Annotated in this window: 18 protein-coding genes; 7 read left to right on the top strand and 11 right to left on the bottom strand. The window is 68.0% G+C overall.

All coding sequences use genetic code 11. The features are described 5' to 3' along the window. Positions 1 to 5 precede the first annotated feature (5 nt). The 3 genes from Q0044_RS07615 to Q0044_RS07605 all read right to left on the bottom strand — a co-directional run bounded on the left by Q0044_RS07615 (position 6) and on the right by Q0044_RS07605 (position 4,044). Positions 6 to 1,367, bottom strand: coding sequence for an alpha/beta hydrolase family protein (locus Q0044_RS07615; RefSeq protein ID WP_298161260.1), 1,362 nt, complete (start codon positions 1,365 to 1,367; stop codon positions 6 to 8). 61 nt (positions 1,368 to 1,428) lie between these two features. Next, complete coding sequence (locus Q0044_RS07610; protein ID WP_298161259.1) at positions 1,429 to 3,000, bottom strand: putative bifunctional diguanylate cyclase/phosphodiesterase; 1,572 nt, start codon at positions 2,998 to 3,000, stop codon at positions 1,429 to 1,431. A gap of 84 nt (positions 3,001 to 3,084) precedes the next feature. Then, positions 3,085 to 4,044 (bottom strand): alpha/beta fold hydrolase, encoded by a 960-nt coding sequence (locus Q0044_RS07605; protein ID WP_298161257.1) that lies wholly within the window; start codon positions 4,042 to 4,044, stop codon positions 3,085 to 3,087. Positions 4,045 to 4,103: 59 nt separating this feature from the next. Here Q0044_RS07605 and Q0044_RS07600 point away from each other — a divergent pair, with 59 nt between their 5' ends. Continuing rightward, positions 4,104 to 4,940, top strand: coding sequence for an aldo/keto reductase (locus Q0044_RS07600; protein WP_298161255.1), 837 nt, complete (start codon positions 4,104 to 4,106; stop codon positions 4,938 to 4,940). 122 nt (positions 4,941 to 5,062) lie between these two features. Further along, the gene (locus tag Q0044_RS07595) at positions 5,063 to 5,392 is read left to right on the top strand and encodes a hypothetical protein (RefSeq protein WP_298161254.1); all 330 of its coding nucleotides are present in this window, start codon (positions 5,063 to 5,065) and stop codon (positions 5,390 to 5,392) included. A gap of 75 nt (positions 5,393 to 5,467) precedes the next feature. Here the strand turns inward: Q0044_RS07595 and Q0044_RS07590 are convergent, their stop codons facing one another. Both Q0044_RS07590 and Q0044_RS07585 read right to left on the bottom strand, forming a co-directional pair. Next, positions 5,468 to 7,642, bottom strand: coding sequence for a 3-hydroxyacyl-CoA dehydrogenase NAD-binding domain-containing protein (locus Q0044_RS07590; RefSeq protein WP_298161253.1), 2,175 nt, complete (start codon positions 7,640 to 7,642; stop codon positions 5,468 to 5,470). Positions 7,643 to 7,653: 11 nt separating this feature from the next. Then, the gene (locus Q0044_RS07585; protein WP_298161251.1) at positions 7,654 to 8,859 is read right to left on the bottom strand and encodes an acetyl-CoA C-acetyltransferase; all 1,206 of its coding nucleotides are present in this window, start codon (positions 8,857 to 8,859) and stop codon (positions 7,654 to 7,656) included. A gap of 122 nt (positions 8,860 to 8,981) precedes the next feature. Here Q0044_RS07585 and Q0044_RS07580 point away from each other — a divergent pair, with 122 nt between their 5' ends. Then, entirely contained in the window at positions 8,982 to 9,578 is a 597-nt protein-coding gene (locus Q0044_RS07580; protein WP_298161250.1) for a CAP family protein, read from the top strand. Between the two features lie 58 nt (positions 9,579 to 9,636). On the opposite strand, the gene thrS is transcribed toward Q0044_RS07580, so the two are convergent. Genes thrS through Q0044_RS07565 form a run of 3 tightly spaced genes read right to left on the bottom strand, consistent with a single transcriptional unit; the run spans position 9,637 to position 12,321 of the window. Continuing rightward, entirely contained in the window at positions 9,637 to 11,571 is a 1,935-nt protein-coding gene (gene thrS / locus Q0044_RS07575; RefSeq protein ID WP_298161248.1) for a threonine--tRNA ligase, read from the bottom strand. After that, positions 11,568 to 11,822 carry a membrane protein insertion efficiency factor YidD gene (yidD, locus tag Q0044_RS07570; protein ID WP_298161246.1) on the bottom strand — a complete coding sequence of 85 codons (255 nt, stop codon included), beginning with the start codon at positions 11,820 to 11,822 and terminating at the stop codon, positions 11,568 to 11,570. Before yidD ends, thrS begins: the two co-directional genes overlap by 4 nt. 43 nt (positions 11,823 to 11,865) lie before the next feature. Then, the gene (locus tag Q0044_RS07565; protein WP_298161244.1) at positions 11,866 to 12,321 is read right to left on the bottom strand and encodes an iron-sulfur cluster assembly scaffold protein; all 456 of its coding nucleotides are present in this window, start codon (positions 12,319 to 12,321) and stop codon (positions 11,866 to 11,868) included. Between the two features lie 147 nt (positions 12,322 to 12,468). Here Q0044_RS07565 and Q0044_RS07560 point away from each other — a divergent pair, with 147 nt between their 5' ends. Then, positions 12,469 to 13,044, top strand: a complete 576-nt coding sequence (locus Q0044_RS07560; protein ID WP_298161242.1) for a hypothetical protein — start codon at positions 12,469 to 12,471, stop codon at positions 13,042 to 13,044. Between the two features lie 3 nt (positions 13,045 to 13,047). On the opposite strand, the gene Q0044_RS07555 is transcribed toward Q0044_RS07560, so the two are convergent. Further along, positions 13,048 to 13,869 carry a tetratricopeptide repeat protein gene (locus Q0044_RS07555; protein WP_298161240.1) on the bottom strand — a complete coding sequence of 274 codons (822 nt, stop codon included), beginning with the start codon at positions 13,867 to 13,869 and terminating at the stop codon, positions 13,048 to 13,050. A 57-nt stretch (positions 13,870 to 13,926) separates the two neighbouring features. Between Q0044_RS07555 and Q0044_RS07550 the strand changes: the two genes are divergently transcribed. Both Q0044_RS07550 and Q0044_RS07545 read left to right on the top strand, forming a co-directional pair. After that, a complete protein-coding gene (locus Q0044_RS07550) occupies positions 13,927 to 14,655 on the top strand; it encodes an IPTL-CTERM sorting domain-containing protein (protein WP_298161238.1) in 729 nt (242 codons plus the stop codon). A 40-nt stretch (positions 14,656 to 14,695) separates the two neighbouring features. Next, on the top strand, positions 14,696 to 16,087 hold the full coding sequence (locus tag Q0044_RS07545; protein WP_298161237.1) for a leucyl aminopeptidase family protein: 1,392 nt from the start codon (positions 14,696 to 14,698) through the stop codon (positions 16,085 to 16,087). Here Q0044_RS07545 and Q0044_RS07540 read toward each other — a convergent pair. Beyond that, positions 16,054 to 16,536, bottom strand: coding sequence for a hypothetical protein (locus Q0044_RS07540; RefSeq protein ID WP_298161236.1), 483 nt, complete (start codon positions 16,534 to 16,536; stop codon positions 16,054 to 16,056). The genes Q0044_RS07545 and Q0044_RS07540 overlap by 34 nt on opposite strands. Positions 16,537 to 16,688: 152 nt before the next feature. Between Q0044_RS07540 and Q0044_RS07535 the strand changes: the two genes are divergently transcribed. Continuing rightward, complete coding sequence (locus Q0044_RS07535; protein ID WP_298161235.1) at positions 16,689 to 17,468, top strand: C40 family peptidase; 780 nt, start codon at positions 16,689 to 16,691, stop codon at positions 17,466 to 17,468. A gap of 74 nt (positions 17,469 to 17,542) precedes the next feature. On the opposite strand, the gene Q0044_RS07530 is transcribed toward Q0044_RS07535, so the two are convergent. Continuing rightward, complete coding sequence (locus Q0044_RS07530) at positions 17,543 to 18,235, bottom strand: c-type cytochrome (protein WP_298161233.1); 693 nt, start codon at positions 18,233 to 18,235, stop codon at positions 17,543 to 17,545. Between the last annotated feature and the right edge of the window lie 27 nt (positions 18,236 to 18,262).

The raw sequence follows: 18,262 nt of genomic DNA, 5'->3' as shown, positions 1-18,262 counted from the left end.
GCGCCCTAAGGCGCCTCGGCTACCCGCGCGACCCAGTCTGTCACAGCCGTTATCGCCTCGGGCGCGAGGGTCTGGGTGATGGTGGCGTACTCGTCGGCCAGACCCGTCGTCGCCGGCTGCATCAGGTGGTTCAGCCCGGGCAGGACGATGATCTCGGCGTCCGGCTTCAGCGTCCTGAGGTGGGGCGCATTCTGGTCCGCCGGGACGTTGCGGTCGCGCCCGGCGTAGATCGCCAGCAGAGGGACCTTCAACGCCCGGATCGCGTCCGCCGGATCATAGGCCGTGAAATAGCGATACCATCCCGAGCTCATCGCCCGGGCGACGCCGGCGGCCTGCTGGGCCGATTGACCGATCTCGATCGAGAGCGCCTCGACAGCCCGCGCGGCCGCGGGGCCGTCATTCCTGTTGTTGAGGACGGCCAGCATGAAACGAGCCTGGACGGCTTCGGACTGCAGGGCCTGGGCCTCGGTCCCGCCCGAGGCGAGGACGATCTGCTTGGTCTGTTCGGTCAGGATGTCGGCACCGGAGACGGACGGTCCCGCGATCATCACGATGAAGGCGGCGGGCGCGCCGTTTGAGGCGGCGATCAGAGCGGTCGCTCCGCCCTCGCTGTGGCCCATCAGGCCGATACGCGCCGCGTCGATGTCCGGGCGGGCGCGCAGGAAGTCCATCGCGGCGACGGCGTCCGTCGCAAAGTCTGCGGTGGTCTCGTCCAGCGACCCGCCGCCCGACCCGCCCATCCCCCGGTCGTCATAGCGCAGCACGGCGATTCCGCGCCGGGTCAGGGCGTCGGCCCAGACGGCGAAGGGCTTGTGGCCCATGATGGTCTCGTCCCGATCCTGGGCCCCCGAGCCTGTCAGCAGGATGACGGCCGGGAACGGACCTTCGCCCCGTGGCAGGGTCAGGGTCCCGGTCAGGGTGATCCCCGCAGCGCTGTTCGGGAAGGTCACGTCCTCTGCGGCATAGGGGAAGGGCGGGACCGGGGTCTGAGGCCGGCTCGGCGGCGGAGGCGCCTCGGCGGACGCCGCCGTGCGGGTCAGGATCAGGGGCAGGGAGGCGGCGCCCTGGAACAGGGTTCCGGTCCAGGTCAAACCGTCTTCGGACCGCGCGCCTTCGAATCGGCCGCCGGCCATCGGTACGGTGAAGCGAACGACGCCCGAGGCTTCGGACAGACCTGCGACGGGAATGTCGCGGGCGTTCTGCGCGGGACTGTCCATCACGGCCACCAGACCGTCGGGTCCCTCGGCCACGCGAACAATGATGGGTATGGAGGTCTCGCCGACGCGGATCGCGCCTTCCCAGCGTCCCAGAAGACCGGCGGCCTCCGCCTGGGGCGGAACCGCTGCTATCGCAATCGCCTCGATCATCGCGCTGTCCCCTGTTTCCGATGGACTAGAACAGTCCGGAGCCGGGAGAGGCAAGCCCTCGTCAGGCGGCTTGCGACCTGGCGTTGCGGCTGTCGCCCGGTGAAGCGCTGACCAGGTCGGTGATCTGGTCCGGCGGCATCGGTCGACCGATCAGATAGCCCTGGGCCTGGTTACAGCCCTCGGCCCGCAGAATGTCGAGCTGCGACCGGGTTTCGACCCCCTCGGCCAGCACCTTGACGCCCAGAGCCTCCGACAGGTCGCTGATGGCGCGGATGATCGATGCGGCGTCATTGCGCAGGCCCAGCGGCGTGACGAAGGCGCGGTCGATCTTGATCTTGTCGATCGGGAAACGACCCAGATAGCTCAGGCTGGAATAGCCCGTCCCGAAGTCGTCGAGCGCAATCTGGAAGCCCATCTTTCGAAGCTGCTCGAGGTTTCCGAGCACCGTGGCGTCGGCCTCGAGCAGCATTCCCTCGGTGATCTCGAACTCGAAGGTCTGCGCCTTGACCCCGTGCCGCGCGAGCAGGGCCTTCACCGTGGCGATGAAGGTCGTCGAACGCAGCTGGACCGGCGAGACGTTGATGGCGATCTTCAGCCCCGGCCAGAGGGCGGAGTCAGCGAAGGACCGGTCCATGGCGTAGCGGCCCAGAATTTCGCCGAGGCCCGCGGCTTCGGCCATCGGCACGAAGACGGCCGGCGAAATCTGGCCGCGCGTCGGGTGGGGCCAGCGCATCAGCGCCTCGACGCCGATGGTCTCTCCGGTCTCGTTGATCTGCGGCTGATAGACCATCTGCAGCCCGCCGGCCTGGAGCGCCTGTCGCAGCTCGATCTCAAGATCCATCTGGAGGCGCTGGGCGTGGTCCAGTGAGGCGTCGAAGAAGGCCAGACCGCTTCCGCTCGTGCGCGCGGCGGCGTTGGCCAGGCGCGCCTGGCGGATGGCGTCGCGTGGCGCCGTGACGGGCAGGTCGACGAAATTCACGCCGATGGTGGACGGCACGATCACATCGCCGCCCGGCGTCGCCACCGGCAGGTCCATCAGCCGGTTGATCTGGCCCCCGACGAGCGCGAGCTTGATGCCGCTGGAGGCGGGATGGAAGACGGCCAGCATATCCTCGCCGATACGTCCGACCGGGGCGTCGTCCCCGAAGGCCGAGACCAGGCGCGCGCCCAGATCCCGCAGGACCTCATCGCCGCAGGACTCGCCGAGCCGGCCATAGATGTCCTTGAGCCGGTCCAGGCTGACACAGAGGATGGCCAGGGACTCTTCCGCCTCGTCACCCGGCGCCGCATGGCGGGCGAGGGCTTCGGCGAACCCCTCGGCGTTCAGCAACTGGGTGACAGGGTCTCGAAAGGCCCTGTGAACGGCGCCGGCCTGGCCGGCGCGACGGGTGCTCCAGTCCTTCTTCCACTGCCGGACCAGGACAAGACTGGACGCGATGAGACCCGCATAGATCGCCGGCATCGCCGATGCGAGGGCGGGACTGGCCGCCGCGTGCGAAACCAGGAAGCCGACGATGAAGACCAGGGTCAGCAGGGCGACGGCGGTCAGTGCGCTCGTCGTATGCTCCGCCACCGATCGCATCGTGGTGCCAGTGGGCGGGGGCGGTGCGCCGGGCGACGCGGGACGTTTCATGAGCCTTGGCCTTTGGCGGCGACGTTGACGCTACGTTAGACGGTCCACCTCTAATAAACGGCTAAGCTTGCAGGCCTCTGTTCTCTAGAGGCTTTTCAGGAACCCGATCAGCGCCGCATTGACCTCGTCCGGCCGCTCCTGCTGCAGCCAGTGGCCGGCGCCCGGCAGGACGGTCTGCGACCGGAGGTCGGTCAGCCAGTCCTTCAGTCCCGCCTCGTGCTGACCGGCGTAGTGGCGAACGGGATCGCGTTCGCCGACCATGAACATCGACGGTTGATGAATCTTCTGGCCCTGCAGGAAGGCCGTCAGGGCCCAGTTCAGGTCGAGGTTGCGGTACCAGTCCATCGGCCCCTTGAAGCCGCTGTTGGAGAAGGCAGCGACATATTCCGCATGGTGCGCCTCGCTCATCCACGGCGGCAGGGTCGCGTCGTCGGAGATCTCGGACAGGAAGTTCTGACCCGGGGCGATGAAGCCCGTCGACTGGCGCTCCGTCGGGGTTGAGCCGTCGTAGGCGTAGAAGCCCTTGCGCAGACCGGTCGCGATGTCGGCCTCGAAGATACGGTGGTGCTCAGGATCCTGAAACTGGACCATGTAGAGCTCGCCCCGTCCCGCACGTCGGGCGATTGCCGACATGGCCGGGGTCGGCGGCCCCTTGGCGCGTCGCGGCTGGAAGGGCACGGACAGGCCCGCCACCGCCTTGAAGACATCCGGCCGCATCAGGGCGCAGTGCCAGGCGACCGGCGCACCCCAGTCGTGACCGACGACGGTGCAGGTCTCCTCGCCCAGGGCCCTGACCAGATCGACCATGTCGCCCACCAGGTGGAGGATCGAATAGTCCTCGACCCGCTCCGGCCTGTCTGTCCCGCCATAGCCGCGCATGTCCGGCGCGACGGCGTGATAGCCCGCCCCGGCCAGGGCCTCGACCTGCGCCCGCCAACTGATGCCCAGTTCCGGAAAGCCGTGGATCAGGAGAACCAGAGGGCCCTCGCCGGCCTCCAGAATCTGCTGATTCAGTCCGTCGGTCTGGATGAAGCGGGTCTGCATGGGCGGGTTCTCCGACGAGGCCTTTGAAGCCGAACGCGACGTGGTGCATTGATGTCGCCATGACCCGCATGACCAGCTTCTCCGACGGTACGATCGTTCCGGTCCTGGGCCAAGGGACGTGGATGATCGGCGACGATCCGAAGACCCGCGACGCCGAACAGGCGGCCCTGTCGCGCGGGATCGACCTGGGTCTGACCCTGATCGACACGGCTGAACTTTACGGCGACGGCCGCGCCGAACGCCTGGTCGGGGAGGTCATCCAGGGCCGCCGCGAAGAGGTCTTCCTGGTCTCCAAGATCCGTCCTGAGAACGCTGGCGAGATGACCATGATGCTCCATGCCGAGAAGTCGCTGGAGCGGCTCGGCGTCGACCGGCTCGACCTCTATCTGCTGCACTGGGAGAGCCGGCACCCGCTGGAGGAGATCGTCGCCGGATTCGAGGAGCTGATCGACGAGGGGATGATCGCCCGATGGGGCGTGTCCAATCTCGACATCCGCACCATGAACCGGCTGTACGAGGTCGACGGCGGGGAGCGCTGCGCCACCAACCAGCTCCTGTACAATCTCGGCTCGCGCGGTATCGAGTTCGACCTCCTGCCCTGGCAGCAGGAGCGCCTCATGCCCGTGATGGCCTATTCGCCTCTCGGGCGAGGGAGCCTGCTGAATCATCCGGCGCTGCAGGCCGTAGCCGATCGGCACGATGCGACCCCGGCCCAGATCGCCCTCGCGGCGGTCCTGCGTCAGGACGGTGTCATCGCCATTCCCAAGGCCTCGACCGTGGCCCATGTCGAGGCCAATGCGGCGGCGCTGGAGATCGACCTGGACCACGAGGATCTTGAGGCGCTCGACCGCGCCTTCCCGCCCCCGACGACCAGCCAGCCGCTCGACATCATCTGACCGGGCTGGAGGGGCGCTGACGGAAGATGACGCCGGGTACGGCTACGCTTCGGGATCGACCGTTGTTCGGATAAAGAAACGCCCATTACGCTGACATTTCGTCGGCTGAGGAAGATTCCACCATGCGTAGCCTGCTCATGATCGTCGCGGCCGCCGCCGCGATCGCCGTCCCGGCCGTCGCCCAGACAGGGGCCGTGTCGTTCTCGATCGAGAACAACAGCGAGCACACCATCGACGCCATCATCTACGGCCAGTCGTCCTCCGACGAGTGGAGCGACAACATCCTCGACGTCCAGGTCGAGCCCGGCGACACGGTCGAGATCACGGTCGACGACGACCTCGAAGACTGCATGTACGACTTCGCCTACAGCTTCGATGACGGTACGGCCTATGCCGAGCGCGTCGACATGTGCGAGATCAACGGCACGACCTACGAGTTTACCGGCGGCTGATCCGTTTACGGATCACCAAAGGAAACGGCCCCGGGAGCGATCCCGGGGCCGTCGTCTTTTCAGGCGTGACTGCGATCAGGCCGCGGCCTTGGCTCCCGTGAACCGGCCGTAGAAGGTCTCGTCTTTCGCGGCCATGTCGCGCAGCAGCTGCGGGACCTTGAAGCGGTCGCCGTAGCGGGCGGCATAGTCGTCCGCCTGGGCCACGAAGGCCTTCAGGCCGATCTGGTCGATGTAGGTGATCGGGCCGCCGGTCCAGGGCGCGAAGCCCCAGGCCAGGATGGCGCCGACATCAGCCTCACGCGGGTCGTCGATGACGCCTTCTTCCCAGCAGCGGGACACTTCCACCGCCTGGCGATAGAGCAGGCGCTGCTTCTGGTCCTCAACCAGCTCCGGCGTCGAGTCGTTGATCTTGACCGGAGCCAGTTCGGCGAGGCCGGACCACAGCTTCTTGGGCTTCACGTCGTAGTCGTAGAAGCCCTTGCCGTTCTTGCGACCGTACCGACCGAGGTCCTCGACCATGGTGCGGACGATCTCGGCCCCGGCCAGCGGCACATACTTGTCGCCGAGGTCGATCGCCGTCTGTTTCGAGACCTTGACCGACAGGTCCAGGGCGACGTCGTCGTGCATTTCCAGCGGGCCGCGCGGCATACCGGTCATGCGACCGATGTTGTCGATCAGGGCGGGGGCATAGCCCTCTTCCAGCATGGCCAGACCCTCGGCCACATAGGTGCCGAAGCAGCGCGAGGTGTAGAAGCCGCGGCCGTCGTTGACGATGATCGGGGTCTTCTTGATCTTCATGACATAGTCGAGCGTCTTGGCGATCGCCGCCTGACCCGTCTTCTCGCCGAGGATGATCTCGACCAGCATCATCTTGTCGACGGGCGAGAAGAAGTGGATGCCGATGAAGTCCTCCGGACGGACCGAGGCCTCGGCCAGGCCGGTGATCGGCAGGGTCGAGGTGTTCGATCCGAACACGGCGCCGGCGTCCAGCTGGGCCTCGGCGCGCTTGGTCACGTCGGCCTTGATCTCGCGGTTTTCGAACACGGCCTCGATGACAAGGTCCGAACCCTTGATCTGATCGTAGTCAGTGGTGGCGATCACGGAGCCGAGCAGGGCGTCGTACTTGTCCTGGGTCAGCTGACCGCGCGACAGCCGCTTCTTCAGAAGCTCCTCGACGTGGGCCTTGCCCTTGTCGGCGGCCTCCTGATCGCGGTCGATCAGGATGGTCTGGATGCCGGCGAGGGCCTGAACATAGGCGATGCCTGCGCCCATCATGCCGGCGCCGATGACCGTGACCTTCTTCGCGTCCGACGCCGGGATGCCGGCCGGGCGCACGGCGCCCTTGTCCAGCTCCTGCTTGGACAGGAACAGGGAGCGAATCATGCCCTGGGCCTGGGGCGTCATCAGGGTCTTGATAAAGTAGCGGGTCTCGATCCGCAGGGCGGCGTCCATCGGCACCTGGATGCCTTCATAGACGGCCTTCATCAGGTTCACGACGGCCGGATAGTTGCCGTAGGACTGCTTGCGCAGCATGGCGTTGCCGACGAGGAAGTTCTGGATTCCGGCCGGGTGGTAGGGGCCGCCGCCGGGTTGTTTGAAGGACTTGTCGTCCCACGGCTGGACGGCCTTGCCGCCGCCCTTGATCCAGGCCTTGGCGGCCTCGACCTCAGAGCCCCTGGCAACGACCTCGTGGACCACGCCCGCGCCTTTGGCGTCGCTCGGACGCCAGGAGGAGCCCGCGCTCATGGCGGTCATCGCCGCCTGCACGCCGATCATGCGCGGCAGGCGCTGGGTGCCGCCGCCGCCGGGGAACAGGCCGACCTTGATCTCGGGCAGGCCCAGCTGGATCTTCGAATCGTCGGCGACCACGCGGTAGTGGCAGGCCAGCGTCAGCTCCAGACCGCCGCCGAGGGCCAGGCCGTTGATGGCGGCAGCCACCGGCTTGCCGCAGGTCTCGAGAGCGCGCAGGGCGCCGTTCATCTTCCAGCCGGCGTCGTAGGCGGCCTGAAGATCGGTTCCGCCGATCATCCCGCCCGCGATGTCGCCGAGGTCGGCGCCGGCGCAGAAGCCCGAGGCCTTGCCCGAGGTGATGACCGCGCCCTTGATGGCGTCGTCGGTTCTGATGCGTTCGACCAGGACGGGCAGCTCGGCCATGACGCCGCTGGTCAGGGTGTTCATCGAACGTCCCGGCACGTCGAAGGTGACCAGGGCGATGCCGTCGGCGTCGACGTCGATCTTGAAGTTTTCCATGCTCGTGATCCTCAGACGCGTTCGATGACGGTGGCGGTGCCCATGCCGCCGCCGATGCACAGGGTGATCAGGGCGGTTTCCTTGCCGGAGCGTTCCAGCTCGTCCAGGGCGATGCCGGTGATCATGGCGCCCGTGGCGCCCAGGGGGTGGCCCATGGAGATGCCGCCGCCGTTCACGTTCATCTTGTCGTGCGGGATGTCCAGCGCCTGCATGTAGCGCAGCACCACGGCGGCGAAGGCTTCGTTCAGCTCCCACACGTCGATGTCGGCGACCGTCATGCCCAGCTTGCCGAGCAGCTTCTTGGTCACGAATTCCGGACCCGTCAGCATGATCGAGGGCTCCGAGCCGATCGAGGCGGCTCCCTTGATGCGGGCGCGCGGCGTCAGGCCCAGGGCCTTGCCGGCCTCAAGCGAACCGATCAGGACGCCGGCCGATCCGTCGACGATGCCCGACGAATTGCCCGGCGTGTGGACGTGGTTGACGCGCTCAACCTCGGGATAGCGCTGGTTGATCACGGCGTCGAAGGCCATCTCGCCCATCATGGCGAAGGAGGGGTTCAGGCCGCCCAGCGACTGCATGTCCGTGTTCGGGCGAATGGTCTCGTCCCGATCCAGCTGCACCAGGCCCAGCTGGTCCTTGACCGGCACGACCGACCGGGAGAAGCGCCCGTCGGCCCAGGCTGCGGCGGCGCGCTTGTGGCTTTCCATCGAATAGGCGTCCACGTCGTCGCGGCTGAAGCCGTATTTCGACGCGATCATGTCGGCCGAGACGCCCTGGGGCACGAAATAGGTCGGGAAGGCCGAGGACGGATCGACCGGCCAGGCGCCGCCGTCCGAGCCCATGGCCACGCGGCTCATGGCCTCGACACCGCCACCGACGGCGAAGTCGGCCTCGCCGGACTTCACCTTGGCCGCCGCCATGTTCACGGCTTCCAGGCCCGAGGCGCAGAAGCGGTTGATCTGGACGCCCGCGACCGTCTGGGCCCAACCCGCCGACAGGACGGCGGTGCGCGCGATGTCCGCGCCCTGTTCGCCGACCGGCGAGACGCAGCCGAGGATGACGTCGTCGACCCTGGACGTGTCCAGCCCGTTGCGGTCGCGCAGCGCTTCCAGAACCTGGGTCGCCAGCGACAGGGCGGTGATCTCGTGAAGCGATCCGTCCTTCTTGCCCTTGCCGCGCGGCGTCCGCACGGCGTCGTAGATATAGGCCTCGGTCATGGGGTCAGTCTCCATTGAGGACGGATTGGAAGGTCAAGCGTCTAAAGCCGACGTTTACGTCAACGTCAAGATAAGAGTTTTCGTGCCTTGGAACAGCCCCCGTCACGGGAGATATGTCCACGATGTCCATCCGATCCTGTCTCGCTGCGATGTTCGCCGTTCTGGCCCCGGCCATGAACGCCTGCGCCCAGTCGGGCCCGGCAGAGGAACCGGTCTGGATCGAACCCGCCTCCGAACAGGCCCGGACACTCAGGCCGGTGGTCCCAGCAGACGACGCCCGGCCGTCCGACGAGGTCGAGGCCCGTCTGCTGGCGGCCCACAACCGCGAGCGGGCCCAGGCCAACGCCCGCCCCCTGATCTGGAGCGAGACCCTGGAGGTCGAGGCGCGAGACTGGGCTGTTGAACTGATCGACAGCGGCCGCTTCGCCCACGATCCGCGCCCTCACGGCCACGGCGAGAACCTGTGGATGGGCTGGGGGAACCGGGTCTTCACGCCCGAGGACATGGTCGGCGACTGGATCGAGGAACGGCGAGACTATCGCCCCGGCGTCTTTCCGGACGTCAGCCGCACCGGCGACTGGATCGCGGTCGGTCACTACACCCAGCTGATCTGGCGCGGCACCACCCATGTCGGCTGCGCGGTCGCGAGCCGGGGCGACCGGGCCGTGCTGGCCTGCCGCTACTCCCCGCCGGGCAATATCGACGGCCAGAGGCCCTGAAGGCGGTCATCCACACGGGTGGAAAAGTCGCCTTCATTCCTGTGTCGGCGAGCCGACTCTAGGCCGCCTTCAGCCGCTTCAGGTCCGGCGGCGTGGCCTCGTCGGTGAGGATCCGGATCGCGTCCTCGACGGACACCACCTCCTGCGCCTGGGAGCCGAGGCGGCGGATGGCGACCTCGCCCTTTTCGGCCTCGTTGCGGCCGACGACGGCGATGACCGGCACCTTGCCGACCGAGTGTTCGCGGACCTTGTAGCCGACCTTCTCGTTGCGCAGGTCGGTTTCCACGCGCAGGCCCGCCGCCCTGAACTTCGCGGCCACCTCTTCGGCATAGCCGTCGGCGTCGGACGTGATGGTCGCCACCACGGCCTGGACGGGCGCGAGCCACAGCGGGAAGGCCCCGGCGTAGTTCTCGATCATGATGCCGATGAATCGCTCGAACGAGCCGAGGATCGCGCGGTGCAGCATGACCGGACGATGCTTCTGGCCGTCCTCGGCGATGTAGGTGGCATCGAGCCGTTCCGGCAGGACATAGTCCAGCTGGATCGTGCCGCAGGTCCATTCGCGGCCGATGGCGTCCTTGACGATGAAGTCCAGCTTGGGCGCGTAGAAGGCGCCGTCGCCCTCGGTCACGACCGGCTCGGTTCCGGCGGCGCGGGCGGCCTCGGCCATCAGGGCCTCGGCCTTGTCCCAGAACTCGTCCGTGCCGGCACGGTTCTCGGGCCGCGTGCCCAGGCTTATGTAAGCTGTTTGCATGCCGAGGTCGGCGTGGACGCTGCGGGCCAGGTTGATGAACTCCGACGTCTCCTCGACGATCTGGTCCTCGCGGCAGAAGATGTGGGCGTCGTCCTGGGTGAAGCCGCGCACCCGCATCAGGCCGTGCAGCGATCCCGACGGCTCATAGCGGTGGCAGGCCCCGAACTCGGCCATGCGCAGCGGCAGTTCGCGGTAGGACCGCTGGCCCTGGTCGAAGATCTGCACGTGGCCCGGGCAGTTCATCGGCTTCAGGCTCAGCTCCTCGCCCTCGACCGTCTCGCAGACGAACATATTGGGCCGGTACTTGTCCCAGTGGCCGCTCTGCTCCCAGAATTTGCGGTCCAGCACCTGGGGCGTCTTGACCTCGACGTATCCGGCGGCGTCGAGGCGGCGGCGCATATAGGCCTCCAGCACACGCCACAGGACCCAGCCCTTGGGATGCCAGAAGACCATGCCCCGGCCCTCTTCCTGCATGTGGAAGAGTTCCATCGCCTTGCCGACCTTGCGGTGGTCGCGCTTCTCGGCCTCCTCCAGACGCAGCAGATAGGCGTCGAGATCCTCCTTCGTCGCCCAGGCCGTGCCGTAGATGCGCTGCAGCTGTTCGCGATTGCTGTCCCCGCGCCAGTAGGCTCCGGCCAGCTTGGTCAGTTTGAACGCCTTGCCGACCGACTTGGTCGAGGGGAAGTGCGGGCCCCGGCACAGGTCGATCCAGTCCCCCTGCTTGTACAGGGTGATGGTGTCCGTGCCCGGCAGGTCGCGGATCAGCTCGGCCTTGAACTTCTCGCCGCGCGCTTCGAAGAAGGTGATCGCCTCGTCGCGGTCCCAGACCTCGCGCTCGAACTTCGCGTCGCGATCGACGATGCGCGACATCTCCTTCTCGATGGCGGCGAAGTCGTCGGTCGAGAAGGGAGTCTCGCGGTAGAAGTCATAATAGAACCCGTCCTCGATCGCCGGGCCGATCGTGACCTGGGTCCCCGGGAAGAGCTTCTGGACGGCCTCGGCCAGGACGTGGGCCGTGTCGTGGCGGATCGTGTAGAGCGCCTCGGGATCGTCGCGCATGATCAGGCGGAAATCCCCGCCCGTCTCCAGTACGCGGTTCAGGTCCCGCTGCTCGCCGTTCAGCTCGGCCAGGACGGCCTTCTTGGCCAGGGACGGCGAGATGGCGTGGGCCACGTCCCGCGCGGTCGATCCGGCCGGATATTCGCGCGTGGCGCCGTCGGGGAATTTCAGTTCGATCATGGCGTATTCGTCTCGACTGGCGGAACCGGGTCGTATCCCGACCCGCCGAAGGGGTGGCATTTACAGAGCCGACGCAGGGTGAGCCATCCCCCCTTGCGCAAACCGTGCTGGATCAGGGCGTCGCGGCCATAGTCCGAACAGGTGGGCAGGAACCGGCAAGACTGGCCGAAGAAGGGGCTGAGCGTCACCTTGTAGCCCCGATGGGCCGCGCGGACGCTGCGTTCGTAAAGAGTGCTGCCGGGGCTGGCCATGGTGCGGGCTTATCCGTCGCGCGGGCGGAGGGAGCAACCGGCCCTAGGCGGCGCCGGCGAGACTAGTTCGTGTTCCCAACGCCTGTGACACCGCATCCAGCGTCGCCTCGATGGCGACCATGGTCGAGGCATGCCGCGCCGGATAGTCGGCGACCTGCTTCAGGGCCCGCAGACCTTCGAAACGGCCCTCGGGCCCTTCGCCGCCGGACTTCAGCATCGCCAGCATGGCGTCGCGCGCGGACTGCAGCTCTTCGGTCGTCGCCCCGATGACGACATCCCCTACCACGCCGGCCGCCGCCTGGCCCAGGGCGCAGGCCTTCACGTCCTGGGCGAAGTCGGCGACGCGGCCGTCCGCGTCCAGCATGACATCGACCGTCGCCCTCGACCCGCACAGTTTGGCGACCCGTTCGCCCGTGCCCTCGGGCGCGGCCAGCCGCCCGGCGTGCGGCAGGTTGGCCGCCAGCGTCAGGATGCGCGTGCTGTAGAGGTCGTCGATCATGGCTGCCGATATAGGCCCTGCCGCCTCAGCGGAGAAGACAGGGCGGTCACTCGCGCATCAGGTTCGGTGATTTGTCACCGGAACGATTGCCGGTTAGCGTTCCCTCCGTTCCCGACACGAATGTCTTCAAAACGCCAAGGATACCGTATGCGCCTGACCCTGATCGCCGCCGTTTCCGTCGTCGCCCTGCTGGGGGGAGCCGTCCAGGCCTCCGCCGCCGCGCCGCTGACGACCGCAACCCAGGCGACCGAATACTCCGATGCCCAGCTTCAGGCCTTCGGCACCGCCATGGCCGCCGTCCGTGCCGCGTCCCCGACCGACGGTTCGGCCCCGACCGCCGAGCAGCAGGCCACGATGGCCGCCGCCATCCAGGCCGCGGGCATGGACATCGCCTCTTTCAACGCCCTGGCCACGGCCGTCTCGACCGACGAGGTGCTCCAGGCGCGCCTGACCGTCGTCTCGACGCCGGAATCGCCGGCCGGTTCGGTCGCCGCCTCGGTGACCGACGCCGAGGTCGTCCAGTTCGGCGCCGCCATGACCGCCGTGCGCGCCGCCATGCCGGCGGGCGGCGCTGCGCCGACCACGGAACAGCAGGCCGCCATGGCCGCGGCCGTCTCGGCCTGGGGTCTGGCCCTGGATCGCTTCAATGCGATCGCCGGCGCGGTGGGCTCCGACGAACGCCTGCGCGCCCGCCTCGAGCTCGCCGCCGTCCGGGGCAGCTAGGACTTACTGCAACGAGGACCAGGTCCGGACGAGGGCCGGGGAGGCGGTGTCGGTCGCGACCGGCGCCGTCGCCGGACGGGCCTGGTTCCTCAGCCATTCCAGATTGCGCTCGGCCGCGTCCGGCGGCAGGTCCCGGCGGATGATCTGTTCGGCTTCGGGGATCTTGCCCTGAAGCCCCAGGGCCATCGCCAGGTTCAGCCGCATCTGCATCGAGGCGTTGGGCTGGGCCACCGCCCGGCGCAACAGGGTCTCGGCGCCCGACGGATCGCCGCCCGTCATCTGGGCCATGGCGGCGTTGTTCATCACCTCGGCATTGTCCGGCGACAGGCGCAGGGCCTCGTTCCAGGCGATCCGCGCGTCCTCGGCCCGCCGCACCTGCTGATAGGCCACGCCCAGCAGCGACAGGGGCCGCCAGTCATTCGGCGCCAGGGCCTTCGCCTGTTCCAGGGCGGCGATGCCGTAGAAGGCCTGACCCCGCGCGATATGGGCCCGCCCGATTTCCAGCATGGCGTCGACGTTCTGGGGCTGGGTCACCAGCACCTGCTGGGCGGCGATCACGGCCTGGTCGTTCTGGCCCAACTGGCGCAGGGCCTCGGCCAGCTTCACCCCGGCGACCGGGTCGGCCGGATTGACCTCGACCTCCCGCGACCAGAAGACCGAACGCGCCAGCGGATCGAGCCGGCTGTAGGCGGCGCGCTGTTCGGCCGTCGCCGGAACGCGGGGCGCTGCCGCCTGTTCGGGCGCCGTCTGGGCGAGCGCGGGCGTGGTCAGGGCCAGGCCGAGAACGACGACGGCGATAGAGCTCGAAGTCCGGTTGCGCGACATGGACCGATCCGATCAGGAATTCTGTGCCGGTCGAAAATCGGATGTCCGCGTCAAGCATTGGTTAACGTCGGCGGTTCCGAACAAACCTCTGGTCGAGCGAAAGCGCCCTTTCCTGAAAAACGCGAGTATACGAAGCCGTTCCCATGCCCTACGGTTCTGGATTGGGGGAACAAAATTATGAAATTAAAAGCGATTTTCGCGGTCGTCGCGGCCGTTACGCTCGTGCCGCTTGCGGCCCATGCGGGCACGCTGACCAATGTCGACATCACGCTGTCGAACACCGTGGTTTCGTCGCCGACGTCGGTCACGATGAGCTATACGACGGCCACGACGCTGACCGGCGGAACCAACAACAACAACCTGTTGCGGGCCGTTCTGACCGGGGTGACGTTCGGCGCCGCAAGCTGCGGGCCGAATCTTGTCGTCACGGCGGACGGGACCAACATCAACTCCAGACTGAATTTCTGCCAAACCTTTGGGGCGGGCGGAATACAGCTTCGTCTCGCGCCGGGCGAGACGATCTCCGCCGGCGCCGAGATAGAGGTTACGCTCGCCAGTTCCGTGGTCACCACCGGAGCCGCCCCCGGCGTTTACCCGGTGAGCTTTTTCTTCACGGCCACCGATGGCGGAGCGGCGATCGACTCGCCGGCCGTCACGCCTGGCGTCACCCTGGTCAGCACGCCACCGGCGCCGGTGCCCACCCTTTCGGACTGGGCGGTGATCAGCCTCGGCCTGCTGTTGGCCGGCGGAGCGGCGCTCACGATCCAGCAGCGTCGGTTCGCCTGATCAAGGTCGCAGAGCGGGCCGGATCGGCTATATCCCGTTCATGCCCCTGATCTCGCCCGCCGCCCTCATCGCCCCCGACGCCCCTGAGGCCGCGACCGCCACGCCCGTCCGTTTCATCGGGCCGAAGGAAGCGCTCGCCCCGTCGGCCCAGGTCTGGGCCGAACGGATGGGCTTCAGGGGCAAGCCGGGCGAGGTGCTGGTCGTGCCGGACGCTTCGGGCGGGATCGGCCAAGTGCTGGTCGGGACTGGCAAGACCTTCGATCCGATGAGCGCCCGCGCCCTGTCGGCGAAACTGCCCGACGGCCCCTACCGGCTGGAGGCGGAGCCGGAGGAGGCCCGTGTCGCAGCCCTGGCCTTCCTGCTCGGCCGTTATGTCTTCGATCGCTACAAGGCGAAGGATCGCCCCGACGTCCGGCTGGTCGCGCCGGAAGGCCTGGATGCGGCGGAGACCCTGCGCATCGCTGCGGCCTGCGCCCTGACCCGCGAGATGGTCGACACCCCGCCCGCCGACATGGGCCCGCTGCAGATGGAGACGGTCGCCCGCGAGATCGCCGAGGCCCACGGAGCCTCGATCTCGGTGGTCACCGGCGACGACCTGCTCGACCAGAACTACCCCGCCATTCACGCCGTCGGCCGCGCCGCCGCCCCCCATCGCGCGCCCCGGATCATCGAGATCGGCTGGAATCTGGACCGGACCGACAGGCCCCTGATCGCCCTGGTCGGCAAGGGGGTGGCCTTCGACACCGGGGGGCTGGACATCAAGTCCGCCGCCGGCATGCGCAACATGAAGAAGGACATGGGCGGCGCGGCCCATGCCCTCGCCCTCGGTCGGCTGGTCATGCAGGCCGACCTTCCCGTTCGGCTGGTCGTGCTGGTCGCGGCGGTCGAGAACGCCATCTCCGGCGACGCCTTCCGGCCCGGCGATGTGCTTAACAGCCGCAAGGGCCTGACCATCGAGATCGGCAATACGGACGCCGAGGGTCGGCTGATCCTCGCCGACGCCCTGGCGCGGGCGGGCGAGCACGATCCCGATCTGACGCTCGATTTCGCCACCCTGACCGGGGCCGCGCGCGTCGCCCTGGGGCCTGAACTGCCGCCCCTCTATACGGATGACGAGGCCTTGGCCGCCGATCTGCTGGCGGCGGCGGAGGCGGTGCGCGATCCGCTGTGGCGGATGCCGCTGTGGCCCGGCTATCGCGCCGCCATCGACTCGGACATCGCCGATGTCCGCAACGACTCGGCCGCCTGGGCCCAGGGCGGGTCGATCACCGCCGCGCTCTTCCTGCAGAAATTCGCCCCGGCGACCGGCGCCTGGGCCCATCTGGACGTCTTCGCCTGGAACAGCAGGGGTCGTCCGGGCCACCCCGAGGGCGGCGAGGCCCAGAGTCTGCGCGCCTCCTACGCCATGCTGAAGGCGCGATACACGGGCTGACCGGTCCACGCCGGTCGGTCGTCGTCGGACCTGCGCGATCCGCGTGAGGCCGGCGGCCGCACCGACCGGGCCCGGGGCCGCAACCACGTCCGCAAGGCCGTCGCGATCCGGTCGACGAGGACGCGCCCCTGCATTCGCGCGACCTTCACTCCGTTGGCGGCAAGGATCGCGCCGGTGACCAGCAGGGCGTCGATCATCACCCCGACATCGAACATCACCGCCCAGGCCATGATCTCGGGAGCCATCATCCCGTAGAGCATCATCCCCTCGGTCTCGAACAGGATGGTCATCAGAATGCCTGTGCCGATCAGGCCGGAATAGAAGGCGATCCGCCAAATGGCGGTCCGGTTCAGCCATCGCGCCGGAGCCTCGACCAGCCAGTGGGTCAGCGACCGGGCGACCTTCGTCTCTGGAAACCCGACCACGACGGCCGCAACCATTATCGTCATCACCGCCAACGCCAGCATAGCCCCTCCGAGATCAGGTCACATGGATCTGGAGCTTCGCGGTCGTGATTCAAGATATCCACAGAATGCCCCGCCATTAACGGGACTTTCGCCTTCGTCTGTCACAAGGATCAGCCAACCGTCAGGGCTTTCGCTTGAACGACCTCCCGACCGACTTCGACGCCCGCACGACCCTCGCCCGGCCCGACCTGGCCGCGCAGGGGCTGGAAGGCCGCGTTCGGGCCGAGGCGTTCCGGGCGACCCAGCCCATGCGCGGCGCCGTCCCGGTCGCCGACATCCATGCCGGGGCCGATACAGACTCCGGGCGGATCGACCAGCTTCTGCACGGCGAAATCTTCGACGTCCTCGACCGGCGCGGCGCGCGCGTCTGGGGTCAGGCGCGTCGCGACGGAACCGTGGGCTGGATGGATGCCTCGGCCCTCATCCAGCATCGCGGCCTGCCGACCCGGCGGGTGGTTTCGGTCAAATCCGTCCTGCCGCTGAATGCCCTGACCGATGAAGCGATCGACACCGCACCCGTCGGCGAGTTCGAGACCGACCCCGTGGCCGTGGCCGAACGCCTGCTCGGCGTCCCCCACAGCCTCGGCGCCCGCTCGTCCCTGGCGACGGACTGTTCCGGCATGGTGCAGCAGGCGCTCCACGCTTGCGGCCTCGCTGGTCCGCGCCATTCAGACGAACAGGCCGAACTCGGCGTCGCCGTTGCGCGCGATCAGGCACGGCGCGGCGATGTCGTCGTCTGGATGAATCTCTCGAGCGACCACAGCTGGACGGGCCATTCGGCCTTCATGCTGGATGAGACCCGCGTCATCCACGCCACAGGTTTCCACGGCGCCGTGACGGTCGAGGCCTTCGCCGACGCCGACGCCCGCTATCTGGCGGACGGCTTCCAGCCCGCGGTCTTCCGCCGCCTCTGATGTCCTGATGTCCGAAACGAAAACAGGCGGCCCGTGAGGACCGCCTGTTTCGAAGTCTGTCTGGTCGCCTCGCCCTATTGGGCCGGAGCGGCCGTCGGAGCGACCGGAGCGGCCTCGGCAGGGGCTGCGCCGGCTTCGGTCGCTACCGTCTCGGCGGCGGCACCTTCTGCCAGGACTTCGCCCTCGGCCGGAGCGGCCGCGCCCGGCTGACGCGCGGGATCCGGTGCCGGGATGGCATAGGCTGCCGAACCCTGGCTGCGCAGATAGGCGATCAGGTTGATGCGGGTCGGGGTGTCACGCAGGCCGGCGAACGACATCTTGGTGCCGGAGACATAGCGGTTCGGCGCGGTGATGAACTGGTCCAGCTCGTCATAGCCCCAGATCGGCGCCTCGGCCTTGTGGGCGGCCATGGCGTCCGAATAGGCGAAGCCGGCGCGGTGCATGACCGGACCGCCCACGACGCCGTAAAGGTTCGGGCCGATGCCGTCTGCGCCGCCCGCGGCGACGTTGTGGCAGGCCTGGCAGCGCGCGAAGGCGGCTTCACCGGCGGCCAGGTCGGCGACCGGCAGGACCGTGCCCCAATCCGGGGCCAGCTCGGCCTCGGCGGTGCCCGCATCGGCCTCGTCAGGGACGTTGACCTGATAGCCCATTTTTTCCGGGGCATGCGTCGCGTAGATCGCGCCCGAGACCTGCTGGACCACGAGGATGGCGAACACCGTCCCCAGGCCCGCGCCGAAAATCTTGTTCCACTTCAGATCGCCGCTCATCGCGTCGTCGCATCCCGCTTCTAGAGG

The organism is Brevundimonas sp. (assembly GCF_027484365.1).
Lineage (GTDB): Bacteria > Pseudomonadota > Alphaproteobacteria > Caulobacterales > Caulobacteraceae > Brevundimonas.
This window is presented reverse-complemented; position numbering and strand designations above follow the sequence as displayed.